The following is a 21,783-nucleotide window of genomic DNA, read 5'->3' as shown; positions in this document are numbered from 1 at the left end:
TGGACCAAAATGGCCCGCATGACGACTATGCCCGAGAACCATGTTGAGACCGCACATTCGTCCGAAAGCAACGCCTACGACCTGATCGCCGAGGGGTACACGGCCGAGAACGAGACCAGTCTCCTGAACGCGGGTCTACGAATTTAGGCGGGGATGGTTCGACTCCGGCTCGCGCGAGTGGTTGCGCAGCGTGATCGAAGGCGTTGGTTGCTCGTGTTGCGGAAGCCGTAGGCGCAGCGCGCTTCGAGCTTGATCACCCGGTTGGTGCCCTCGCTCTTGGCGTTGGTGATGCCGGTGAGGAGGAACGCCTCGATCTGTGGCCACCAGGCGGCGATGGTCTCGGCGAGGGTGACGAGTTCGGGCAGGTAGGCGTGGTCGGCGCACCAGACGTAGAAGGCATGCAGGCGGTGGCTGATCTGTGATCGGGCCGGGTTGGTCCGGGCCAGGGCGAGCAGGCGGCGCAGTTTCTCCTTGGCGCGCCAGCCGGCCAGGATGTGCTTGCCGTAGGTGCCGGTCCGCTTCAGGTCACGCTCCAGGTCGGAGCGCTGCTGGTCGGTCAGGTCCTCGCTGTTGGAGCGCAGCAGCCTGCGGTGGTCGAACTCCGGGTCGCCTGCCCGGCCGCGGCGTCCGCGCATCTTCCACGTCAGCCGTCGTCGCAGTTCGGCGAGCTTGGTGTTGGCCAGCTGCACCAGGTGGAAGTGGTCGACGACGATGACGGCGTGGGGCAATGCGGTACGGATCGCCGACCGGAACACGGTGCACATGTCGATCGCCACGTGCGTGACGGCGTTTCTCCACTCGGCGGGGCGGGCGGTCAGCCACGTGGCGACCGCCGTCGAGACGCGGCCCTCGACCTGACCGAGCAGCCCTTGACCGCCCGAAAGGTCGGTGAACCCGACGTGCCATCGGTCCGCGACAAGCCGATATTTCCCGGTGGCCGGGTCGAGTTCCCAGCGGGGACGGCCCCGGCGGATCTCATCGATCCCGATCGCCTCCGTCGGCTTGGGCTGCTCGGGAAGCACCTGTGCGGCGTAGGCGCGCATCTCGCGCATCGCCACCGGCCAGGACACGCGATGGTCGCGGGCGGCCTGGGCCACCGTACGCCCGCCATCGGCCACCGCCCGCCCGCATGCGCGGCGCAGCCGGGCCGTCGTCCGCATCCCGGCACTGACCTGCGCGATCTGCTCGGTGAACGACCCGCGTGGGCACAACGTCTCCCGGCAGATCCAGCGGCGCTTGTGCCACAGCAGCGTGATCGGCTCGCCACCCACGCACAGGTCACGCGGCGAGGTGACCACGCGCTGCTTGACCTGCGTCGAAAGTACCCCGCATGTCGGGCAGGCCCGTGCGGCCTCATCGTCGGTGACCACGTGGGCCACGCGATGGCCATCGTCGCCGCGCTCCACCGCCGTGACCGCCAGGCCTTCCAGGCCCAGCAGGAGTGTCGCGTTCGAGGAGATCTCTGTAGTGTTGTGCACGCCCGTGGTTTCTTGAAGATCGGCTGCCTAGACAACAGTCATGATCCACAAGAGCCGCGGGCTTCGCATATCCGGGGTCGGCCTACACCTCGGTCGTCACTCACCGTGATCGCCTACCGAGATGCGCGGCGGACCTCCCCGATCAAGCTCGAAGAGCCCTGAACGCGTACTACGAGCGGCCCGCGATGCTGGAGCTCGCCGGGGATGTGACCGGCCGGCGGATCCTCGACGCCGGTTGCGGCTCGGGTCCGCTGTTCTCCGTGTTGCGCGATCGAGGCGCCATCGTGACCGGCGTCGACGCGAGCGCCGGGATGCTGGAGATGGCCCGACGGCGGCTGGGTGCCGACGCGGACCTGCGGGTCGTCGACCTGGCCGGCCCACTGCCCATCCCCGACGACGCGTTCGACGACGTCATCGCGTCCCTGGTGCTGCACTACCTGGAAGACTGGGGACCGACACTGGCCGAGCTGCGACGCGTGCTGAGGCCTGGCGGCCGACTCCTCGTCTCGGTCGAACATCCATTCATGAGCACCCTCATGCAGCACATGGCCGGGGAAAAGCCCACGTACTTCGAGACTCGAAACCGGACCCAAGAATGGACCATGGGCGGGCAGACCGCCCAGATGAGCTTCTGGGACCGGCCGCTGCACGCGATGACCGAAGCCTTCACCGCGGCTGGCTTTCGCATCAGCGTCATCAGCGAACCGCCGTTTGTGCCGGAAGCCCGCGAGGTGTTCCCCGAGGAGCTCCGCGAGATCGAGCTCACCCGCACGAGGTTCCTGAGCTTCCTGTTCTTCGTTCTCGAAGCCAACTAACGGCGCCTCGTCACGATCGGCTGTGGTGACTGAGCGTTTCAGCGGGCGATTCCCGCCAGCTGAAACGCTCAGTCACAGTTGTGTCAGTTGTTTTGAGACTCCGCGCTCCTCTGCTGTCTCAATAGAACTGACACACCCGAGGTGGACGAACATCTGTGTGTCACATCAATTGAGACGGAACACCTGCCTCAGGGAACTTGGCCCCCGTCTCATCAAGGTGGCCCCGTACGGGATGTCGTCTCACTGAAGTGGCCCCGCGCGACAACATGACGTTGCCGGGATCTTGATGTGCGGCCTGTCGGCTTGGTGTGGGTGCTGCCGGGTCTGATGGGATCAGCGCATGGCGCTCATGGCGCGTTCGATCTCCTCGCTCGGATACGGCGTCGTCCTACTGGTGCCGAACACGTCCCAGTAGAAGTCGTTCATGGCCGCCGCCACGGGTGCGTACCGGCGGATCACCGCTGCCACAGCCGGCGGGGCACCGGCGGGGTCCGCGCCGTCCGCGCACGCGCGAATGTACTCGTTGCGTTGCGCCACTCCCCCGTTCTGCGGCACCCCGCAGATATTGGTGACGAGCCAGTTGACCAGCCGCATCAGCGCGTACCCGATGTCATGGGTCCGGTTACGCTCCAGGAATTCGATCTCCTGCTTGGACAGGTCGAACCGAGGGGATGTCGCCAGCCCGAGGTCGGCGATGTACAGGCGTTCACCATCGGTGAGGATGTTGCCGAAATGGCCGTCGAAGTGCATCAACTCCTGGCCGTTCATGAAGGCCACGTCGGTGCGCAGGCACGACTCGACCATGGCGCTCGCCGCTATCGCCGCGTCCTGGCCGGCGGTTCGCTGAGCGACGAGCCAGTTGTCGAGGTTGTAGGGGATGAACTCCTGAAACAACACGATGCCGGCCGAGGCGCGGGCAAGGGCGTGGAGACGATCCCGTACCGCTGGTGATCCCTCCCAGTACTGCACGGCCGCCTCGACGTCGGCGTGCTCATCGCTGGGTGGCGGCGCTCCCGGCAGCACCCGCCAGTGATACAGCAGCGGAAAGGCAGCGCTGCGCCCGGCCAGGACCCAGTTGGTCGTCATGACGTTGGCCGCGAGTTCACGCCACGCACCGAAGCCCGGCCCGCCGATCTCGACAAGTCCGTACTGGCAGAACGGAGGCACCCCGAACAGGTTCGCGGTGGACATCACGTTGCCCGCGCGGCGCTCCAGGTCGGTCAGCGGGATTCGCTTGGCGAAGACCGGCACGCCATCGATGTCCAGTAGTACCGAGGTGCCACCGATCCCCGAGCCAAGAGTCTGCGCCTGCTCCAGTGACTCGCCGAGCTGCCGGTCGCTGTGCAACGCCAACGCGCTCGCGACGTCGCTGTATCTGCCGACCCGCTCACTATGCGACATGTCCAACCGTGTGTCTTGCAGTTCCAATGGCGGGCACCCCTCTGATCAACTTCGCGTGTTAGACGCTACACCCGCCGGGGATGGGCCTTTCCGGGTTCGTTTCGCGGCGATTACCTCGTTGGCGGCGGCGCGGGCGGCGGATTCATCGACGATGCTCCTGTCCACTCGTGGCCGCCTATGGTGGCGACCATGAGCGTGCATTCCTCCGGCGGGGACCTTCCCGCCCAGAATTGCCAAGGCGAACCGCCGTCCCCACGGAAAGAAGCGTTCGATCTCGCCGGCTATGTTCGGCGCACCCGAGGCGGTCCTTGTTTCGTCTGCGCCATCCTGGCGGGCGCTCCCGGCTACGACCTTGAGCAGATCCTCTTCGAGGATGAGCACCACATCGCTTTCCTGGATCGCTACCCCACGATGCCCGGCAAGGTCCTGGTGGCTCCCAAAGCCCACGTCGAGCACGTCGCCCGGGACCTTGACGAAGAGGCCTACCTACGGCTGATGGGGACGGTCCGCCGGATCACCCTGGCGGTCGAGGCGGTGGTCCCCTCCGAGCGCACCTACCTGCTCTCCCTGGGCAGCCAGCAGGGCAACACCCACCTGCACTGGCACATCGCTCCCCTGCCTCCCGGAACTCCTTACGAGCAGCAGCAGTACCCCGCTCTGATGACCGAGAACGGAGTGATCCCCTGGTCAGCGCGGCAGGCCCTTGATCTTGCCGGCCGTCTCCGCGCGGCCCTGGCCGGGATCGGCGAAGACAAGTGATACCCGGCACGCCGTTGCCCGTCGGGGCCGGGGCCGTTTTGTTGCGACGCCCGTAATTCTGGGACCAATTTGCGGAGACGGCCGTCTTGCCGGGCGGGGGGAATGTCAACGGACCTGCACGTCACGGATCCGGCTGCGGGGAAACTTCAGTGGGAACTCTGTTCCTGGGGGCGCGGGCCATTCTTGTGGCCGGGAACCTGCATCTGGCTAATGACTATATTTTCGAATCATGTACTCCCCCATCGATCCCTACGACCGCGGACACCTGGACACCGGCGACGGCCATCTCATCTACTGGGAGGTCTGCGGCAACCCGGAGGGCAAGCCCGCGGTCGTCGTTCACGGTGGGCCCGGCTCAGGCTGCACACCAGGCCAGCGCCGTGCTTTCGACCCGGCCCGCTACCGCATCATCCTGTTCGACCAGCGCAACTGCGGGCGAAGCCTGCCCCACGCGAGCGACCCGGAAGTTGATCTGTCGGCCAACACCACCCACCATCTTGTCGCCGACATGGAGCGGCTCCGCGAACATCTCCATGTCGACCGATGGCTGCTCTACGGCGGGTCGTGGGGCTCCACGCTTATGCTCGCCTATGCCGAGGCGCACCCCGAGCGGGTGTCGGAGATGGTCATCACCGGCGTCACCATGACCCGCCGCTCCGAGATCGACTGGCTCTATCGCGGTGTCGGCCGGTTCTTTCCCGAACAATGGCAGCGCTTCCGCGCGGGAGTCCCTGAGGACCAGCGCGATGGCGATCTGCTTGCCGCCTACGCGCGTCTCATGTCCGACCCCGACCCTGCTGTGCGGGCCAAGGCGGCTCACGACTGGACGGCCTGGGAGGACGCGGTGATCTCCTTGGAGGTGAACGGCAAGCCGAACGCCTACAGTGACCGGCCACCCGCTGATCTGCAGGCCCTTGTCAGGATCTGCGCGCACTACTTTTCGAACGCCGCCTGGCTGGAGGAGGGCGTCCTGCTGCACAACGCGCACAAACTGGCCGGCATCCCCGGCGTGCTCGTTCATGGCCGCTTCGACCTGGGTGGGCCGCTGGAGACCGCCTGGCAACTTGCCCAGGCTTGGCCTGATGCGCGCCTCGTCGTTGTGGACGACTCAGGGCACACCGGTAGTGACACCATGCGCAAGGAAATCCGCGCCGCTCTGGACGGCTTTGCCGGCTCCCAGTCGTGAGTTGGAGGAGATGGTCGCGATCGTCGGTGAACTCACGCCAGGAACTGCCGCGCGCCGCGGAGCGTGGTCCGAAGCCGCTGCTGGGTCATGCCGCACTCCAGGCGTACGTCTATCGGGCCGGGCGCGTTGGTGTCCGCTCGCCGCCCTGAGGGCAGCCGGTCCGGATCGAGCCCGTCGCGTCGGGCGATGAGCCGGCCCAGCTCGTATCGGCTCACTGCATCGCTTCCGGCGACATGGTGAACGCCGTGATATTCGGATGCGGCAAGTTCGAGGAGCGCCGCGGCGAGATCGGCGACGTGCACGGGGCATCGCATGTCATCGGTGAACAGCACTCCTCTCCCCTTGCCGGTGGCCAGTGAATGCACCAGCGCCTCGTGCGGGGAACCGCCGTCACCGATGATCAGGGATGTCCGGGCTATCACCGCGGTCGGCGCGATCGCGTTCACCGCCGTCTCGGCAGCGGCTTTGGCCGCACCGTACGGGGTGATCGGGTCGGGGACGCACGTCTCGTCATAGTGAATCGCGGCGCCGGAGAAGACCGCGTCGCTGGACACATGAACCAGGCGCCCACCTGTCGCAGAGGTGGCGAGAGCCACGTTCACGGCTCCGGTCGCTGTGGTCGTCCAGTCCGCCGACCGGGACGCCGTGTTAATGACCGCTTCTGGCTGAAATGCGGCGATCAGCGCGGCAACGTCCTCTCGTCGGCGCACGTCGAGCGGCAACCACTCAACGCCCGCGGTCTCTCCTGGCCGGGTCAGGTAGGTCGCGGCCACCTCATGCCCGGCCGCCGAACACTGCCGAGCGAGTTCGCCGCCGAGAAAACCGCTGCCACCGATGATGAGGAATCTCATGAGCGCTCACCAGAGTCGATCAGTAGGTGTGTCCGGGCCAACGACCGTCACCGCACTTCCCCGCCCGGACAGATCGGTCCGGGCGTCCATGGTCAGGTGAACCGAGGCGTCCCCCGACGCCGCCCGTGTCCCGAGCAGGTTCAGCTCTTCCGAGCCTCGATGAGGAAACGCTGCGAGTAGGCCACGAAGGGGCCGTGCCGTTCGAGGAAGTCGTGGAGTTCGGCCAGGCGGTCGCGGTACGCGTCGACGGTGAAGCCCGGGACGATCCAGATCACCTTGCGGAGGAAGTGGACCACCGCCGCGATGTCGTAGAACTCCATTCGGAGTGCTTCCTGACGAAGGTCGACGACCTCCAGACCCGCCGCCTCCGCGCTGAAAGTGGCCTCCATCGGGGTCGCACCGGCCGTGGTCGCCAGCGGTCCCAAAGACGGGTGGACCGAAGCTTCCTCTGCTTCCTGCGCCCCCATCATGAACTCGGTCAGCTCGCGGACCGAGCCCGAGCCCACCTGCTGCGCGAGATACGTACCGTTCAGGCGCAGAACGCGGCGGACCTCGTCCCAGCGGGTGATCACCGGATGACGGCTGACCACCAGGTCGAAGTGGTCCGACGGGAACGGCAGGTCGGCCTCGTCGTCGACCTCGACGACCGTGGCGTCGAACTTGGCCAGGTTGCGCCGGGCGATCCCGATGTTCGGCTGCCACGATTCCGTAGCGGCCAACACCGGTGGGGCGGCCGCGATCGAGGCCAGCACCTCTCCCCCGCCGGTCTGAATATCGAGCGCCGCCTCGGCCTTCGCCATCCGGTCCGCGAGCAACTTCGCGTACCCCCAGGACGGACGTTCTTCGACCGCGCGGCCGGTGAACCAGGAGAAGTCCCACCCCTCGGTGGGGACTGATTCACCTTCAGCGACAAGATCTTCAAATCGGGACACCCAGCGATGATGGCAGAGGCTGGAGACCCTTCGCATCGCGATTGCGACGCCGGTTGGCATGCCGGCGCCCCGCTCGCGATCCCCCTTCCGTCTCCTGGCCTGATGGCCCGGAACTCCGGTCGGGGAACCGCCCGGAGACGTCCCCACGGCGACAGTGTGCCTACGTCCGCTCAAGCGGACGATCACGAATGATCGACCGTGCGACGGACCGCAACACCCCCGAACCAGGTCCGATCCGGGACGTACACGAGCGTGTACGTCCCGGAAACCGCGGAGATCCTCAGCGTTGGTCAATTGTCTTCGCGACGGGTCAATTAGGCCTATCTACCTGGGGAAACAGGCGAGGAGGCGAACGGTCATCATGCCGCCCTGCCGTACCGGGTGAGGACGGCGGCGCCCACCTGCTCGGACGACAGGCACTCCAGGTAGGCGGGTGATCCGCCGGAGGGGAAGAGGCGCTCGCCGCGGCCGAGGATCGTGGGGAAGGTCAGCAGCCGGTATTCATCGATCAGGTCCTCGGCCATCAGCGCGCGCACGACGCTCAGGCTCCCGGTGATGATCACATCGCGCCGCTCACGCTTGACGGCGTCGACGAGGTCGCCGTCGATGACCGTGGAGTTCGCCCATGCCGAGGTGTCAGCCAGCGCGCGGGAGGCGACGAGCTTCGACGCGGCGTTCATCCGCGCAGCGAACGGGTTGTCGCGTCCCGGCCACAGCCGCGAGAACAGCTCCCAGGTCCTGCGTCCCAGCACCAGGACGCCGTCGTCCATTGTGCTTCCGAGCCGGAACTTGTCCCCGGCGACCGTCTCGGGGCCGTGACGGAACGCCCAGCCGCCGGTCGGCGTGCCATCGGAGCCGTCCGGGTCGGACACGATCCCGTCCAGGGTGATGAATTCAATGACGATGACGCTCACGATGAGTGTCCTTTCGTTCGATGCTCGCCCGTACGTACCGGCGGCATCGGCCCGACTCATCGCCTCTGGTCGAATTCGTCGAAAGGAATCCGCCGCGGCAGGTCGAAGGCCTCGAACACGGCCGGGTCGGCGAACACGACATTGCGTGCGACCCGCTCGCCGGTGAGGGTGAGGACCTGCAGCGTGTGCAGGTGATGCCCGCCGCGGGGCTCCGGCGCGTAGGCGGCGAGCGCGGGCTGCCCGTTGGCGGTCAGGGGCCTGACGCGCCAGCCGGTGCCGCGCATGTCGAACACGCGGCGCATGAACAGGCCGTAGTCGTGGCTGCCCCGGTACCACAGCGGGACCGGCGGCATCTCCAGGACCGCGTCGTCGGTGAGGAGCCGTACGAGCGCGGGGACGTCGGCCGCCTCGAACGCCCGCACGTACCGGCCGATCGTTGCGCGGGTCTTCGGGTCGTCCGGCTCGGTGACCTCGTCGATCTCGCGCGCTTCCGCGAGGGCGGCGCGGGCCCGCTGTAGCGCGCTGTTGACGGCCGGGACCGTGGTGCCGAGCTGGACGGCCACCTCGGCGGCGCTGAACTCCAGTACCTCACGGAGTACGAGCACCGCCCGCTGCCGCGGCGGCAGGATCTGCGTCGCCGCGACCAGCGCGATCCGCATGTCGGTTCGTGTCCCGGTGTCGAACCGCGCGTCGGGGAACGGCTGGAGCCAGGGAACGTCGAGAGCCGGTGTGAGCGGTGCCCCGGGGTCGTCGCTGGGCGCGCCCAACCCCGACGGCAACGGCCGCCGCGCCCGTCCCTCCAGCGCGGTCAGGCAGACGTTCGTGGCGATCCGATACAGCCAAGTCCGGGTGGACGCGCGCGTGTGGTCGTACCGGTCCCGGGCCTTCCACGCCCGCATCATCGTCTCCTGCACCAGGTCCTCGGCCTCGTGGAACGAGCCGACCATCCGATAGCAGTACGCCACCAACTCACCCCGGTACGGCTCAAGATCCACGGGCTCATTATCGGGCAGACGGCATTCCGCACGTCGGGGGCATGCCTCTGGCCGGCGCGAAGGCTCGCTAACGAAGGTTGAGTGCTCTGCGGCCCGTCGCGTTCGATGTGGACCGCGGCCGTGAGCCGCCCGGTTTGCCCGCGGGGTCCGACACCGGAGTGCGAATGCCCGGCGTTGGGGAGCCCGCGCCCTCCCCGCGGCGGATGACGTTGTCGAGGGCGGCGCGGGCGTCCAGCAGGCCCTGGATGACCTGGTCGATTCGCTCGCGTTCGCCGCGCAGCCGTTCGACGACCCCGGCGCACGCGGGGGTCGGCAGCGAGTCATCGCGCAGGCATGAGCTGACCTCGGCGATGGTGGCCGTGGACAGCCCGGCGGCCAGCAGTCCCCGGATCTTCTGCACGGCGCCGACATCGGCTTCGTCGTACTCGCGGTAGCCGTTGGTGGACCGCTCGGGCACCAGCAGGCCCTGCTTCTCGTAATAGCGGAGCAGTTGCTCGTCCACTCCGGTGCGCCTGGCCAGCTCCCCGATGCGCATGGTGTTCACCTTCACCGCTTGACCTTGTAACCGGTTTCAGAGTTTACCTTCACAGTCGATCACCCGAATCGGGTCGAACAGACCACGCCGGTGATCGGACGCACGCTGCTCATCCGCCGTACCGCCCACGCGATACGGCGCGACTGCTCAAGGAGATGCAACGACAATGACGGCACAGGCAGAGGTGTTCCTGGTGGGTGCGACCGGGCTGCTCGGCAACCGGCTCGCGTCGGCCTTCCTGGCCAAGGGCGCGACCGTGCGCGCGCTGGTGCGCCCCGGGGCCACCGGCGAGAAGAAGCAGGCCCTCGACGCCCTGAAGGCCAAGGGAGTCGAGTTGGTCGAGGGTGACATCACCGACCCCACCGACCGGCTGGCCGCCGCGATCGGCGGAGCGCAGACCGTCGTCTCCGCCATCCAGGGCGGTCCCGACCTCATCGTGGACGGGCAAGCGAACCTGCTGACGGCGGCCGAGCAGGCCGGAGCGGCCCGGTTCGTCCCCTCGGACTTCGCCATCGACATCACCAGGCTCGACGACGGTGACAACTTCATGATCGACTGGCGGCGGCAGGCGGCAGCGGGCTTCGCTGGAACCCCTCTCGGCGTCCTCTCGGTGCTGAACGGGGCCTTGGTCGAGGTGATGGTGGGCTTCATGGATCTCATTGACTGGGAGAAGGGCGCCCTGTCGCACTGGGGCGACCCCGACCAGCCGCTGGATCTGACCACCGTCCAGGACACGGCCGCCTACACCGCCGCCGCCGTCCTGGACCCGGATCTGGCGAACGGAGGCACGATGCGCTTCGCCGGCGAGGTCGTCTCGATGCGCCAGTTCCACGCGGCGGTCGAACACGGCACGGGCCGGAAACTGGAGCTGCGGACGCTGGGCACGGCCGAGGAACTGCGCTCCGAAATCGAGCGCCGGGCCGAGGCGACCCAGAATCCCTTCGACTACGTGGCGTTGCAGTACCAGTGGTGCATGGTGACCGGAAAGGGCAAGTTCGACAGCCTGGACAACGATCGCTACGCGGAGATCAAGCCGACCTCGGTTGAGGAGTTCGTGCGCGGCGCGAGCCTGGGCGCCTGACGCCTCCGACGGATCGCTCACCCGTTATCGGGAAGATCGGGGCCATACATCGGTCATGCATCGGCCATGCGGGCAGACGGGGCCGCATGGCCGATCGATGGGCACCCGGGCCGCCCGTGGCCGCGACTGATCCCTGTCGATTTCATTGCGTAGTTGACTGATTACAGGATATTAGTTGGCGCGGCACATCACCGCGACAGGTGCGGCTTGGGTGCTCATTGCGCACTTTGGCGGATTCGGCGTACGACGGGAGCGGTCATGTCCTCCTCTTCATGGCGGGCGGTGTGAGAAGGCCGCCGCGCCATGTGGCGTGCGTCATGGACGGGAACGGCCGATGGGCGGCGCAGCGGTCGCTCCCCCGCACCGCGGGACACCGGGCGGCCGAGGCCGCGGTGATCGACGTCATCGAGGCGGCCCACACGGCCGGCGTCGAGTGGCTGAGCCTGTATGCCTTCTCGACCGAGAACTGGCGGCGCCCGGCCGCCGAGGTCGACGTCCTGCTGCGGCTGGTGCGGCGCGCCATACGCAAGCACGCCCTGTCGCTGCACGCGCGCGGGATCCGATGCCGTTTCCTGGGGGTCTCCGACCCCCGGATCCCGCCGCCACTGGCTCGGGACATCGCCGACCTGATGGCGCTCACCCGCGACAACCGGCGGATGACGTTGACGGTGGCGTTCGATCACGGCGGACGCCGTGACATCGTCGAGGCCGCCCGATCGCTGATCCGCGACGGCGTACCGCCCGAGCAGGTCACCGAGGAGAGTTTCGCCCGCCATCTCCCCCACCCGGACATGCCGGAGGTGGACCTGGTCATCCGCACCTCAGGAGAGCAGCGGATCTCCAACTTCATGCTCTGGCAGGTGGCCTACGCCGAATGGGCCTTCCCCAGCGTGCTGTGGCCGGACTTCCGCGCCGAGCACTTTTGGGAATGCCTGGACGTCTACCGGCGGCGCGACCGCCGGTTCGGCGGTGTGCAGGTACCGACCGCGACAGGAAAGGGACCTTGATGAGCAACGCCGCACCCGCGGGCATCGATGACGGCATCGCGTCCGCGTCCCCCGCCGACCCACTCGGCCCCGGATCGATGCTCTACGAGCTGAGCCACCAGGTGCGCTGGGGGCTGGTGGCGACCCGGGCCATCGTGCTGGAGGCCGCGCACCCGCAGATCGGCGCGGCGCTGATCACCAACTCGACCTTCGTCGCGCATCCCTGGCGGCGGCTGCGCAACACCGTGCTCAGCGCGCAGCGGATGGTCAACCCCGACGAGCGGGTACGGCAGCGGGAGGCGGCCCGGCTGAATCGCCTGCACGCGCGCATCACCGGCACCGACGCCGAGGGCCGCCAGTTCAACGCGGCGGACCCCGAGGCGCGCGCGTGGGTGGTGGCGACGCTGTTCGAGTCCACGGTCACGATGTGCCGGCTGAGCGGCGAGTCCCTCGACAGCCCCGCCCTGGACCGGCTGTACTCCGAGTTTCTCGCGTTCCTCGCCCTGACGGACCCCGACGGCGGGAAGCTTCCGCCGACGCTGCGGGAGTTCTGGCCCTACTACGACTTCATGATCGAGGAGCGGCTGGAGAACACCGAGGCGGTCCACATCATCCTCGACCGCCTGTTCGCGCAGGTGCCCGCCCCTCCCCTGCTGCGGGACAGTCCGGCCGCGTGGGCGGCGGGCCGGGCGCTCGCCGGTCCCGTGGCCACCGCGATCACCGTGGCGTCGCTGCCCGAGCGGCTTCGCGCGCGGCTGGGGCTTCCCGAGCTGCCGGGCACCCGCGCGTTGACGCACACCGCGTACCTGTCCACGCGGCTCGCGACGCGGCTGCTGCCGGAGGCGTGGACGCGGCTGGACACGGTCATGACCATGCTCGACCCGGCGTACGCTTCTCCGTCGGGCGGCGACGCGCTGGGAGGGCTGCGCCGCGGCGCGGCGAAGGCGGGGGCGCTCCTGCGTCTTCTCACGCCGGCCCCGATGGAGCCGGCCGCCGACGAGTCTCGGCTGCGGTCCGCCTCACGGTTCTTCGCCGAGGTCCTGGACCAGACCGGCAACGGGTACCTCGACTGGCCCGACCTCGCGGCGATGGCGCGGGAGATCGCCACCCGTCTCGATCTGGACACCCCGGACGAGGACCGCCTGTTCGCCGCCTTCGCGGACTGGTGGCGGGAGCTGCAGAAGGAGCTGGACACCGACGGCGACGGACGTATCACCGGCCAGGAGTACGCCGCGGCGACCGCCGCGATGACCAGCTCCGCCCTCATCAGGGTCGCCGAGGTGCTGTTCGACGTCACCGACGCGGACGGCGACCAGACCATCGACGCGCGGGAGTACCGGGCCCTCTTCCACACCGCGTTCAATCACGACACGGGCGGCGGCGACGGTGACGAGCGGCTGACCCGCGCCGAGTTCGTCCGCCGGTTCCTGAACTTCATGGCCGGCCGCGGGCACTCGGACGCCTACGACGGGTTGTTCGCCCAATCCTGACCACATCGCGTGGTGGAGCGCGCGTGACTCCCAGTGGAACGCGCGCTCGATGCCGCTCAGCCCGGCGGTGGCCAGCGCGACGCCGACCAGGTCGAGCCGGTGTCGCCGGCCCGCGCGCATGGGCGGCGCGAGGGCCATTGTCGGCGTGGTGAGTGACTTCCACCTGGAATGACCGGATCTATTGGGCGTCCCGGTATTTGTCCCAGACCTCGGGGAGTTCCTGGAAGCCAGCTGACTTGTAGGTGGCGACGGCGCCGACGTTGGAGCTCGGGGTGCAGACGAGCGCGCTCAACGAGCCCAGCCCCTGGAGTGCGGCCGCCGCGGCGACGGTGATCGCCTTACCGTAGCCGTGACCGCGACGTTCCCGGTGCACGCCCATCGGCTCGAGCAACCCGGGCTTACCCGGACCGGCCGACCACACCGTCACCGCCGCCACCGCGTTGCCCTGGTCGTCGTACGCGACCAGACACCGGGCGTCGGCGTACGGCAATCCGGCCGCCATCGCGTGCCAGCGCTCGTCCGTGAACGTCGAACCGTCGAACGACGCCCGCTGTATGGCGGTCCGCACGTGCGCCTGCTCCGGCCCGATCACCTCGATCCGCACGCCTGGGTCCTTCACCGGCTCCGTGAGGTCGCGGCGCAGCGGTGTCCACGGCTCGTCGGCGTTCCAGCCGTTCTCGGACAGCAGATCCTGGACCAGCGCGCACATGGGCGCCTCGACGTTCACCATTCGCGGCCGGCAGTGTCTCCTGGCTAGTCGTACTTGACGTGGGTGAGGAAGAAGTCCCGGACGTCCTCGGCGAGCAGCTCCGGCACCTCCATCGCGGCGAAGTGGCCGCCGCGCTCGAACTCCGACCAGTGCCTGATGTCGTACAGCCGCTCGGCCAGCGGTCGCACCGACTGCGTGATGTCGTGCGCGAACACCGCCACGCCAACCGGTACCGGGCACGGCTCGGTCCGCCGCGAAGCCTCGCGGTGCAGCCGCGCCGAGGAGGCCGCGGTGGCGGTCAGCCAGTACAGCGAGATGTCGGTGAGCATCCGCTCGTCGCTGATCTGCGAGCGAGGGTCGGTCCACTGGGCGAAGCGCTCGGCGATCCAGGCCAGCTGGCCGACCGGTGAGTCGGTCAGCGCGTAGCCGATGGTCTGCGGGGTGGTGGCCTGCAGAGCCTGGTACGGCGGGCGGTTCGCCATCAGCTGCCGGACCTTGTCCAGCCGGGCTTCGTCCGTTTCGGACAGTTCGATGCCGGCGTCCGGGACCGGCCGGGTCGGCAGGTAGTTGACGTGCACCCCGGCGACCTGCTCGGGTGCCACCGTGCCGAGCGCCATGGAGATGCCCGCGCCGAAGTCACCCCCCTGCGCGCCGTAGCGCTCGTACCCGAGGCGGCGCATCAGCTCAGCCCAGGCCCGCGCGATCCGGACGGCATCCCAGCCGCGTTCGTGGGTCGGCCCGGAGAAGCCGTAACCCGGGATGGACGGAATCACCAGGTGGAAGTCGCGCGACAGCGGCTCGATCACGTTGAGGAACTCCAGGAACGAACCGGGCCAGCCGTGGGTGAGGATCAGCGCGAGCGCGTCCGGTTTCGACGACCGGACGTGAACGAAGTGGATGTTCTGGCCGTCGATCTCGGTGGTGAAGTGCGGAAGCTCGTTGAGCTTGGCCTCGTGTGCGCGCCAGTCGTAGCCGGTGCGCCAGTGTTCGGCCAGTTCCTTGAGCCGCGCCAGCGGGAAGCCGTAGTCCCACCCGGCGTCGGCGACCTCGTTGGGCCAACGGGTGCGGGAGAGCCGGTCGGTCAGGTCGTCGAGGTCGGCCTGGGGGATGTCGATGCGGAACGGCTTGATCACGGTCTTCACTCCAGGGGATTCGGTGCCCGAATGTTCGGGCGGCCGGCGTTTGGTGCGTCGCTATCGTGGGCGGCCGTCAACGATTTGCCGGACTCGCCGCAAGGGGCACTCGTCGAAGGCGCCATTTCGTTGGAATCTCCAACGTTGGCGAGGCCAACTATACACAGATTCATTGGCTCCGCCAACGATGTAGGGTGGCTGTCGTGGAAGAGACACCCGCACGCCTGACCGCGAAGCCGAGTTGGCTGCTCACCCAGCTGGCAGTGCACGCCCACCGGTTGGCGTCCGACGGCTTCGGCGGGGTGGGCGCGCGGGGGTACCACTACCGGATCCTGGCCGCGCTGGACGAGTTCGGGGTGGCCAGCCAGGCCGAGCTCGGTCGCCGGTGCAACATGGACCGCAGCGACGTCGTGGCGGCGATCAACGAACTGGCCGAGCAGGGTTTCGTCGAGCGGACGCCGGACCCGGATGACCGAAGGCGCAACATCGTGACCCTCACCACGGCAGGTGAGCGGCAACTGCGACGCATGGACCATGCGCTCGACAAGGTGCAGGACGACCTACTCGGACCGCTTCCGGCCGAGGACAGGCAGACCTTGACCCGCCTGCTCACTCAACTGCTCACGCACCACCAGCGGGGGTGAACATCGGCCGATCCCCCGCCGGGCGCGGACCTCTACTCCTCTCCTGAGAACCGCTCCCAGGCCGACTGCCGGGCCATGCCGAGCGCGGCGCCGATCTTGGCCCAGGTGACGCCCCGGTCGCGGAGCCGGTCCACCCAGACCTGCAGGCTCGCGTCGACCTGGGCGCTCGCCGCGGCGATGCGCGGCAGGAGTTCGAGGATCTCTTCGTCGGTCGCGCGGTCCGGCCAGGGGATCTCGGCGGCGGGCGCCGGGTCGGGCAGGGTGGCGAGGACGGCGTTGCACAGTCCGACGCATTCGTTGCAGATGTACACGCCGGGGCCGGCGATCACCCGCTCGACGTCGTCCCTCGATTTGGCGCAGAACGAGCAGTGGATCTTCTCCTCGTTCAGGGATGGGGCGGCCATGGGCCCTCCCGGGGTCGACGACTGTCAGGCATCTCCTGACAGTGAGATCTTGAACCTAGACTGTCAGGCTTCGCCTGACAAGCAGCCGGCGCGGGATGGGTGCCGTCAAGAACTCTGCGACGAGCCACAAGCCGCCTCTGAGCATGGATTTCGCCATTGCGAAGCGCCGTCGGACTCCGGTGATGCGGTCATCCGGTACAGGTGATCTGACTGACCGAAACGGTGAGGCATCGTCGGCGAGCCCATGAGTACGGGCCCGGCATCGACGAACTGGCCGACCACCTGAACAGCCACGGCCGGCGACAGGTACGCCTGCCCGGCGTGAGCGGCACGGACCGCGCGGATCAGTTCGTCGGGGTGCACGTCTTCAGGGCGAACCAGGCCCCCGCCCTTGGTGGCCGGCCGGTGTCGGCGGCCGCTCAACCGGCCTCGGGGTCGGCGGGCGGTTCCTCCACCGGGAACTGGATCGGACTGATCAGGTACCGCGCGCGGCCCGGCCCCGGCGGGTTCGCCAGTCGGGGCGCGATGGCGCGGCGCATCTCGCCGATCATCTCCAGCAGCTCGTCGTGGCTGAGCCAGACGGCGTGTTGACGGTAGCCGACGAGGTCGGCCGCGGGGTCGGCGCGATCCCGGTCCAGGTAGGCGTTGAACTCGGCGATCAGGGCGGCCATCGCCGCGGCGAACCCACTCCGGTGATCGTCGAGTGTCAGCGACTCGGCCGTCTCGGCGTCGATCGCCGCTCGGTCCTGGCGCAGGCGGTATCGGCGCTCCACCGCGCCGCGTACGCGCCGCTCGTCGGCGACCTCGAGGATGCCTCCGGCGGCGAGCAGGTCGACATGCCGGTAGACGGTCGCCTTGGAGACGTCGGGGAGGCGGGCGCAGAGCTGGGAGGTGGTGAGCGTCCGCCCTCCTCGCATGGCGTGCACGATGCGCAGCCGTACCGGTTGCGCGAGCAGTTCCAACGGGTCCATCGGGTTACATTCTCATGATGTGTTACCTTTCTCAAAGTTCAAGAAAGGTGGAGGGTGATGAAAGCCGATCACGAGGCGGCCGCCAGGGCGGTCGTCGAACTGGCACGCGACGAGCGCTTCGGGGACCTCGAGGCCCTGTTCGCGCCGCCGCTGCGGGCACAGGTGTCCGCCGAGACGGTACGGACCGCCTGGGCCTCGGAGGCGGGCCGGAACGGGCCGGTCTCCGCCATCGGAACGCCGGTGAGCGAGCCGATCCACTCGGGGCTGGTCCGGGTGAGCGTCCCCGTGACCTGCGAGCGCGGGGGGCTCACGATGGTCATGGCGTTCGACGAGACCGGCCTGATTCACGGTCTGCGCCTCGCGCCCCCGGCCACCGCGGCGTGGACGCCGCCGCCGTACGCCGACCAGGAGACGTTCGACGAGCACGGGGTCACGCTCGGCGCCGGCCCCCTCGCCGTACCGGGAACGCTGAGCCTGCCCCGCGGCCACGAGCCGCGACCGGGCGTGGTGCTGCTCGCGGGCGGGGGGCCGTTCGACCGTGACGCCACCGGCGGGCCGAACAAGCCGCTGAAGGATCTGGCCTGGGGGCTGGCCAGCCGCGGCGTGGCGGTGCTGCGGTTCGACAAGGTCACCCACGTCCACGGCGCTCAGGTCGCGGACACGCCCGGGTTCACCATGTCGGAGGAGTACGTTCCGCACGCGGTGGCCGCCGTCCGTCTGCTCCAGGCTCAGCCGATGGTGGATCCGGGGCGGGTCTTCGTCGTCGGCCACAGCATGGGAGGCAAGGTGGCGCCGCGGGTCGCGGCCGCCGAGCCGTCCGTCGCCGGTCTGGTGATCCTTGCCGGTGACGCTCAACCGATGCACCGGGCCGCCGTCCGCGTGACCCGCTACCTCGCCTCGCTGGATCCCGGCGCGGAGGAGTTCGCCGAGCTGATCGCCCGGCAGGCGGCGACGGTCGACAGCCCCGGCCTGTCGCCCTCCACGCCCGCGGCGGAGCTGCCCTTCGGTCTGCCGGGCGCGTACTGGCTGGATCTGCGCGGCTACGATCCCGTGGCGGCCGCGGCGGCGCTGGACCGGCCGATGCTGATCCTGCAGGGCGGCCGCGACTACCAGGTGACCGTCGAGGACGACCTGGCACGCTGGAGGGCAGGCCTCGCCCACCGGCGCGACGTGACGATCCGCGTCCACGACGCCGACAACCACCTGTTCTTTCCTGGCGCGGGTCCCTCCACGCCCGCGGAGTACGAGGCGGCGCACCACGTCGACGCGGCCGTGGTCGCCGACGTCGCCGAGTGGCTGGCGCCTCGGGTGCGGCCCGGCGGCGGGGGCGGCCCCGGGTGCCCGTAGGCTCGGGGCAACCCCTCCCTGCCGCATGTGTGAAAGGTGATGCCCTCATGCCCTCCGCGTTCCGCCTCTTCCGTGCCGTCGCGATCGCCGAGGCGTTCTCCTGGGCGGGCCTTCTCGTCGGCATGTTCTTCAAGTACGTGGTGGTCGGCAGCGAGATCGGCGTGCGGGTCTTCGGGCCGATCCACGGCGCGCTGTTCGTGCTCTACGTGCTCGCGGTGCTGTCCGCCGCGCGTGCGGGGCAGTGGAGCCGCGGCACCGTGGTGCTCGGGCTGGCGTGCGCGGTGCCGCCGTTCGTCACGGTGTGGTTCGAACGGCGGATGACCCGGCGCCTGGAGCCGGCCGCCCCGCTGGCGGCCGCCCACGCGGAATCGGCCTGACCGCGCCACCGGCCGGCCTAGAGGTTCAGGCCGGACTCCAGGTGCGCCGGCGCCTGGACTGGCGACGGCCAGGCCGCGGCCACACGGCACTACCACGGTGGCGCCGTCCCGATCCCCCGGCCTCCTGTCCCATTTCACCGTCGCAACCTGGAGCGCGTGGTTCACGCCGCGCCGGGAGGCGCTCATCTACGTCATCACTGTCAGGCGCCGATGTGGGCGAGGACCTCGGCGGTGGTGCCCGTCTCTCCGAGGCGGGGGAAGATCAACGTGGCCGAGTTCTCGTGCGTGGCGGCGTCGAGGTCGGTCATGGCGTCCAGGGGCAGCGCCACGTGGAAGCCGTGCTCGTGGGCCTGTCGGGCGGTGGACTCGACACCGATGGCAGTGGAGAGTCCGCAGACGACGACCTGGGTGACGCCGAATTCCTGGAGATGTTCTGCCAGGTCGGTGTTGTGGAACGCCCCCCAGGTGTACTTGGTGACGGTCTTGTCGCCTGGCTGCTGGTTAAGTTCCGGGAGAAGGTCCGTCCAGCCAGAGGGGAGGTCCGAGGCCCCGAAGTCGTGCTCGGTGCGGCCCGGGGCACCACCGGCGACGTTGACGAGTACGACGGGGAGTTGCTTGGCGCGGAACGCGTCGGCGAGCCTGACCGCGTTGGCCAGGACGGCGTCGAACGGGTGAACCGTCGGCATTTGGGCGGAGGCGGACTGGAGATCGACGACGATGAGGGCCGTGTTGGGGTCGATCGTGGTGATGGGCATGGGTATCTCCTTCATCAATTGATGGTGTTGAGCGGTCAGTGCCGGGCGGGCCGCAGGGTGCGGTCGGCGAGTGTGAGTGCCGCCAGAACGAGGCTGACGGCCGTCATGATCCAGCCGATCCGGTGGACGCCGTGATTGGTGACGTTGTGATGGAAGACCAAGCCGGTGACGGCGCTGGCGCCGATGGAGCCGACGTACCCGAAGGTGCGCAGCAGCCCGGACGCGGTGCCCAGCTGATCGGCGGGTGCATGCTGGGTGAGCGAGGTCTGGTTGCCGGCGGTTGAGAAGCCGATGGCGAGACCGAACACGAGGGTCAGGATGACCACGGTGCCGATCCACACTGTGGAGCTGAGCAGCAGGACGCCGACCGATCCGAGCAGGCAGGTGGCAGCGGCTGCGACGGCCGGTCCCCGGACGAGGCTGCGCCGGGAGAGCGGCGTGATGATGAGACCCGAGACCAGCGTCATGGGCAGCAGGAGCAGTCCGGCGGCGGACTCGCTGAAGCCGCGGACGCTTTCGATCCACTGGGTGACGCCATACAGGACGACGTATACACACAACTGGGTCAGGCCGAAGCGCAGGTAGGTGTTGGCCAGTCCGGGGTTGGCGGCCAGGAGCCGCACGTCGAGGAAGGGGGTCCGCGCTCGCAGCTCCCACAGCACCAGCGCCGCCCACAGCGCAATGGACAGTGCGAGGATCCACCAGTGCGCGGTCGGCAGACCGAACAGGAAGATCAGCAGCGTCAGCATGGCTCCAACGAAGCCGAGGATGCCGGACACGTCGAGCTTCGACGCGATCTCATGCGCGCTCATCCGTTCGGCACGCTTTGGGTCGGGTTCGATCCAGGCGACCGCGGCGATGAACGCGATGACGGCGACGGGCACGTTGACGAAGAAGACAGCTCTCCAGGTCAGGGCGTTCACCAGGACGCCGCCGAGGGGAAGGCCGAGCGAGGCGGTGGCGATCCCGGCGATCATGAGTCCGCCAAGGACGCCGCCCGGCGGCTTGGCCAGGCCGGCATCCCGCGCGCGGCGTTGGATGAGCAGCATTGCGGTCGGGTACGCGCACGAGGTGCCCAATCCAATCACGACCCGGCTCAGGATCAGCATCCACAGGCTCTGCGCGAAGCCGCCGAAGACGGCGCCGAGGGCGACGATGACGATGCCGGACATGAAGACCCGCCGGGGCCCGAACACCTCGGCGGCCTTGCCCGCGGTGGGCTGGGCGATCGCGCTCGCCAGGTAAAGGGCGGCCACAAGGGCCGCGGCCTGGCCGATCTGGATGCCCACGTCGCTGGCGATCGGCAGCAGCGCCGTCGCGATGAGAGAGCTGTTGATCGGGTTGAGGGCCGAACCGATGAACAGGGGCGTGGTGAAGCGCCAGGAAAACGGGTGGCCACCGTACGCAGGCACAGTCGCGGAGTGCTCTTCGGTCACTGCCATACGCACGTCCTTATGCGTGGTCGAGGCCGCACGTCATCGGCTCAGCACGCTCGGCATGGGGGCTGGTTTGGATCAAGGGTCAGAGATGCTGGGCCAGGCGTTCCAGCAGCGGAGCCGCAGCCGCCAGAGTGGCGACCTCGTCGTCGGTGAACGACTCGCCGAGGGCGACGGTCATGCGATCGGATATCGCGTTGCGGCCGGAGTGGAGGACGTCGCTGCCCGCGCCACTCACCGTCAGCAGCGATCGCCGCCGGTCGTTGGGGTCCGGGGACCGCGTTACCAGCCCGTGCTTCTCCAGCGACGCGACGGTGGAGCCCATCGCCTGCGGGGTGATCTGCTGCTGACGGGCGAGATCGGCGACAGTGCTCGGACCGCTGCGATCGATCTGTGCCAGCGCGGACAACTCCGGGGTCGTCAACTGCCCGTCGGCCACGGCCTCGCGGGTGCGTCGCTTGAGCATTCCCAGCGCCACCCGGATCGCGGTGGCGGTGGACCGGTTCAGAGCATCGCGAGCGTCCATAATTAGAAGGCTAGGCTTCGAAGGACGATATTGCAATGCCAGCCTTTCTAATGCGGCG

24 protein-coding genes are annotated in these 21,783 nt (G+C 68.7%); 10 read left to right on the top strand and 14 right to left on the bottom strand.

The features are described 5' to 3' along the window. Window positions 1–18 precede the first annotated feature (18 nt). A complete protein-coding gene (locus tag ACQP1V_RS20745) occupies window positions 19–147 on the top strand; it encodes a hypothetical protein (protein WP_433425433.1) in 129 nt (42 codons plus the stop codon). Here ACQP1V_RS20745 and ACQP1V_RS20740 read toward each other — a convergent pair. Further along, the gene (locus ACQP1V_RS20740) at window positions 144–1,478 is read right to left on the bottom strand and encodes an ISL3 family transposase (protein ID WP_433421412.1); all 1,335 of its coding nucleotides are present in this window, start codon (window positions 1,476–1,478) and stop codon (window positions 144–146) included. The genes ACQP1V_RS20745 and ACQP1V_RS20740 overlap by 4 nt on opposite strands. Window positions 1,479–1,636: 158 nt before the next feature. On the opposite strand from ACQP1V_RS20740, the gene ACQP1V_RS20735 reads away from it, so the two are divergent. Beyond that, window positions 1,637–2,293: a class I SAM-dependent methyltransferase gene (locus ACQP1V_RS20735; protein ID WP_433425900.1), complete on the top strand. Its 657-nt coding sequence runs from the start codon at window positions 1,637–1,639 to the stop codon at window positions 2,291–2,293. 333 nt (window positions 2,294–2,626) lie between these two features. Here the strand turns inward: ACQP1V_RS20735 and ACQP1V_RS20730 are convergent, their stop codons facing one another. Further along, window positions 2,627–3,721: a serine/threonine protein phosphatase gene (locus ACQP1V_RS20730; RefSeq protein ID WP_433425431.1), complete on the bottom strand. Its 1,095-nt coding sequence runs from the start codon at window positions 3,719–3,721 to the stop codon at window positions 2,627–2,629. 162 nt (window positions 3,722–3,883) lie between these two features. Between ACQP1V_RS20730 and ACQP1V_RS20725 the strand changes: the two genes are divergently transcribed. Continuing rightward, window positions 3,884–4,453, top strand: a complete 570-nt coding sequence (locus tag ACQP1V_RS20725; RefSeq protein ID WP_433425429.1) for an HIT family protein — start codon at window positions 3,884–3,886, stop codon at window positions 4,451–4,453. A gap of 229 nt (window positions 4,454–4,682) precedes the next feature. Further along, window positions 4,683–5,639, top strand: a complete 957-nt coding sequence (gene pip / locus ACQP1V_RS20720) for a prolyl aminopeptidase (RefSeq protein ID WP_433425427.1) — start codon at window positions 4,683–4,685, stop codon at window positions 5,637–5,639. Between the two features lie 32 nt (window positions 5,640–5,671). Here pip and ACQP1V_RS20715 read toward each other — a convergent pair whose 3' ends face one another. The 5 genes from ACQP1V_RS20715 to ACQP1V_RS20695 all read right to left on the bottom strand — a co-directional run bounded on the left by ACQP1V_RS20715 (window position 5,672) and on the right by ACQP1V_RS20695 (window position 9,866). Then, window positions 5,672–6,490 (bottom strand): SDR family oxidoreductase, encoded by an 819-nt coding sequence (locus tag ACQP1V_RS20715; protein WP_433425425.1) that lies wholly within the window; start codon window positions 6,488–6,490, stop codon window positions 5,672–5,674. 140 nt (window positions 6,491–6,630) lie between these two features. Next, window positions 6,631–7,422: a methyltransferase domain-containing protein gene (locus ACQP1V_RS20710; protein WP_433425423.1), complete on the bottom strand. Its 792-nt coding sequence runs from the start codon at window positions 7,420–7,422 to the stop codon at window positions 6,631–6,633. A gap of 359 nt (window positions 7,423–7,781) precedes the next feature. Beyond that, entirely contained in the window at window positions 7,782–8,336 is a 555-nt protein-coding gene (locus ACQP1V_RS20705; RefSeq protein WP_433425421.1) for a dihydrofolate reductase family protein, read from the bottom strand. Between the two features lie 56 nt (window positions 8,337–8,392). Continuing rightward, the gene (locus tag ACQP1V_RS20700; protein ID WP_433425419.1) at window positions 8,393–9,331 is read right to left on the bottom strand and encodes an RNA polymerase subunit sigma-70; all 939 of its coding nucleotides are present in this window, start codon (window positions 9,329–9,331) and stop codon (window positions 8,393–8,395) included. Between the two features lie 67 nt (window positions 9,332–9,398). Continuing rightward, the gene (locus tag ACQP1V_RS20695; protein ID WP_433425417.1) at window positions 9,399–9,866 is read right to left on the bottom strand and encodes a MerR family transcriptional regulator; all 468 of its coding nucleotides are present in this window, start codon (window positions 9,864–9,866) and stop codon (window positions 9,399–9,401) included. A 166-nt stretch (window positions 9,867–10,032) separates the two neighbouring features. Between ACQP1V_RS20695 and ACQP1V_RS20690 the strand changes: the two genes are divergently transcribed. The 3 genes from ACQP1V_RS20690 (at window position 10,033) to ACQP1V_RS20680 (ending at window position 13,423) form a co-directional block, all read left to right on the top strand. Continuing rightward, entirely contained in the window at window positions 10,033–10,947 is a 915-nt protein-coding gene (locus ACQP1V_RS20690) for an NmrA family NAD(P)-binding protein (protein WP_433425415.1), read from the top strand. Between the two features lie 317 nt (window positions 10,948–11,264). Beyond that, on the top strand, window positions 11,265–11,954 hold the full coding sequence (uppS, locus tag ACQP1V_RS20685; protein WP_433425413.1) for a polyprenyl diphosphate synthase: 690 nt from the start codon (window positions 11,265–11,267) through the stop codon (window positions 11,952–11,954). Then, complete coding sequence (locus tag ACQP1V_RS20680; RefSeq protein WP_433425411.1) at window positions 11,954–13,423, top strand: oxygenase MpaB family protein; 1,470 nt, start codon at window positions 11,954–11,956, stop codon at window positions 13,421–13,423. The genes uppS and ACQP1V_RS20680 overlap by 1 nt, the downstream gene beginning before the upstream one ends. Before the next feature lie 178 nt (window positions 13,424–13,601). On the opposite strand, the gene ACQP1V_RS20675 is transcribed toward ACQP1V_RS20680, so the two are convergent. Beyond that, complete coding sequence (locus ACQP1V_RS20675) at window positions 13,602–14,153, bottom strand: GNAT family N-acetyltransferase (RefSeq protein WP_433425409.1); 552 nt, start codon at window positions 14,151–14,153, stop codon at window positions 13,602–13,604. Window positions 14,154–14,176: 23 nt separating this feature from the next. Beyond that, window positions 14,177–15,265, bottom strand: coding sequence for an epoxide hydrolase family protein (locus ACQP1V_RS20670; protein WP_433425407.1), 1,089 nt, complete (start codon window positions 15,263–15,265; stop codon window positions 14,177–14,179). Between the two features lie 203 nt (window positions 15,266–15,468). Here ACQP1V_RS20670 and ACQP1V_RS20665 point away from each other — a divergent pair, with 203 nt between their 5' ends. Then, window positions 15,469–15,909, top strand: coding sequence for a MarR family winged helix-turn-helix transcriptional regulator (locus ACQP1V_RS20665; protein ID WP_433425405.1), 441 nt, complete (start codon window positions 15,469–15,471; stop codon window positions 15,907–15,909). 32 nt (window positions 15,910–15,941) lie between these two features. Here ACQP1V_RS20665 and ACQP1V_RS20660 read toward each other — a convergent pair whose 3' ends face one another. Together ACQP1V_RS20660 and ACQP1V_RS20655 are read right to left on the bottom strand one after the other, a co-directional pair. Further along, window positions 15,942–16,313, bottom strand: coding sequence for a ClpX C4-type zinc finger protein (locus ACQP1V_RS20660; RefSeq protein ID WP_067126919.1), 372 nt, complete (start codon window positions 16,311–16,313; stop codon window positions 15,942–15,944). Window positions 16,314–16,732: 419 nt separating this feature from the next. Continuing rightward, window positions 16,733–17,284 carry a helix-turn-helix domain-containing protein gene (locus ACQP1V_RS20655; RefSeq protein WP_433425403.1) on the bottom strand — a complete coding sequence of 184 codons (552 nt, stop codon included), beginning with the start codon at window positions 17,282–17,284 and terminating at the stop codon, window positions 16,733–16,735. Window positions 17,285–17,341: 57 nt separating this feature from the next. Between ACQP1V_RS20655 and ACQP1V_RS20650 the strand changes: the two genes are divergently transcribed. After that, the gene (locus ACQP1V_RS20650; RefSeq protein ID WP_433425401.1) at window positions 17,342–18,631 is read left to right on the top strand and encodes an alpha/beta fold hydrolase; all 1,290 of its coding nucleotides are present in this window, start codon (window positions 17,342–17,344) and stop codon (window positions 18,629–18,631) included. A gap of 47 nt (window positions 18,632–18,678) precedes the next feature. Further along, a complete protein-coding gene (locus tag ACQP1V_RS20645) occupies window positions 18,679–19,008 on the top strand; it encodes a DUF3817 domain-containing protein (protein WP_433425399.1) in 330 nt (109 codons plus the stop codon). 200 nt (window positions 19,009–19,208) lie between these two features. Here ACQP1V_RS20645 and ACQP1V_RS20640 read toward each other — a convergent pair whose 3' ends face one another. The 3 genes from ACQP1V_RS20640 to ACQP1V_RS20630 form a co-directional block, all read right to left on the bottom strand. Beyond that, window positions 19,209–19,763, bottom strand: a complete 555-nt coding sequence (locus tag ACQP1V_RS20640) for an isochorismatase family protein (RefSeq protein ID WP_433425397.1) — start codon at window positions 19,761–19,763, stop codon at window positions 19,209–19,211. Window positions 19,764–19,798: 35 nt separating this feature from the next. Beyond that, window positions 19,799–21,205, bottom strand: a complete 1,407-nt coding sequence (locus tag ACQP1V_RS20635) for an MFS transporter (RefSeq protein ID WP_433425395.1) — start codon at window positions 21,203–21,205, stop codon at window positions 19,799–19,801. Between the two features lie 79 nt (window positions 21,206–21,284). After that, entirely contained in the window at window positions 21,285–21,725 is a 441-nt protein-coding gene (locus ACQP1V_RS20630) for a MarR family winged helix-turn-helix transcriptional regulator (RefSeq protein WP_433425393.1), read from the bottom strand. Between the last annotated feature and the right edge of the window lie 58 nt (window positions 21,726–21,783).

The organism is Microtetraspora malaysiensis (assembly GCF_050947145.1).
Taxonomy (GTDB): Bacteria; Actinomycetota; Actinomycetes; order Streptosporangiales; family Streptosporangiaceae; genus Microtetraspora_A; species Microtetraspora_A malaysiensis.
This window is presented reverse-complemented; position numbering and strand designations above follow the sequence as displayed.

What these genes read in the sequence shown, in the direction of transcription:
- ACQP1V_RS20650 (WP_433425401.1), top strand. Translation starts at nt 17,342, where the DNA reads ATGAAAGCCGATCACGAGGCGGCCGCCAGGGCGGTCGTCGAACTGGCA.
- ACQP1V_RS20640 (WP_433425397.1), bottom strand. Translation starts at nt 19,763, where the DNA reads ATGCCCATCACCACGATCGACCCCAACACGGCCCTCATCGTCGTCGAT.
- ACQP1V_RS20690 (WP_433425415.1), top strand. Translation starts at nt 10,033, where the DNA reads ATGACGGCACAGGCAGAGGTGTTCCTGGTGGGTGCGACCGGGCTGCTC.
- ACQP1V_RS20675 (WP_433425409.1), bottom strand. Translation starts at nt 14,153, where the DNA reads ATGGTGAACGTCGAGGCGCCCATGTGCGCGCTGGTCCAGGATCTGCTG.
- ACQP1V_RS20645 (WP_433425399.1), top strand. Translation starts at nt 18,679, where the DNA reads ATGCCCTCCGCGTTCCGCCTCTTCCGTGCCGTCGCGATCGCCGAGGCG.
- ACQP1V_RS20725 (WP_433425429.1), top strand. Translation starts at nt 3,884, where the DNA reads ATGAGCGTGCATTCCTCCGGCGGGGACCTTCCCGCCCAGAATTGCCAA.
- ACQP1V_RS20630 (WP_433425393.1), bottom strand. Translation starts at nt 21,725, where the DNA reads ATGGACGCTCGCGATGCTCTGAACCGGTCCACCGCCACCGCGATCCGG.
- ACQP1V_RS20715 (WP_433425425.1), bottom strand. Translation starts at nt 6,490, where the DNA reads ATGAGATTCCTCATCATCGGTGGCAGCGGTTTTCTCGGCGGCGAACTC.
- ACQP1V_RS20660 (WP_067126919.1), bottom strand. Translation starts at nt 16,313, where the DNA reads ATGGCCGCCCCATCCCTGAACGAGGAGAAGATCCACTGCTCGTTCTGC.
- uppS (WP_433425413.1), top strand. Translation starts at nt 11,265, where the DNA reads ATGGACGGGAACGGCCGATGGGCGGCGCAGCGGTCGCTCCCCCGCACC.
- ACQP1V_RS20745 (WP_433425433.1), top strand. Translation starts at nt 19, where the DNA reads ATGACGACTATGCCCGAGAACCATGTTGAGACCGCACATTCGTCCGAA.
- pip (WP_433425427.1), top strand. Translation starts at nt 4,683, where the DNA reads ATGTACTCCCCCATCGATCCCTACGACCGCGGACACCTGGACACCGGC.
- ACQP1V_RS20635 (WP_433425395.1), bottom strand. Translation starts at nt 21,205, where the DNA reads ATGGCAGTGACCGAAGAGCACTCCGCGACTGTGCCTGCGTACGGTGGC.
- ACQP1V_RS20695 (WP_433425417.1), bottom strand. Translation starts at nt 9,866, where the DNA reads ATGCGCATCGGGGAGCTGGCCAGGCGCACCGGAGTGGACGAGCAACTG.
- ACQP1V_RS20655 (WP_433425403.1), bottom strand. Translation starts at nt 17,284, where the DNA reads ATGGACCCGTTGGAACTGCTCGCGCAACCGGTACGGCTGCGCATCGTG.
- ACQP1V_RS20680 (WP_433425411.1), top strand. Translation starts at nt 11,954, where the DNA reads ATGAGCAACGCCGCACCCGCGGGCATCGATGACGGCATCGCGTCCGCG.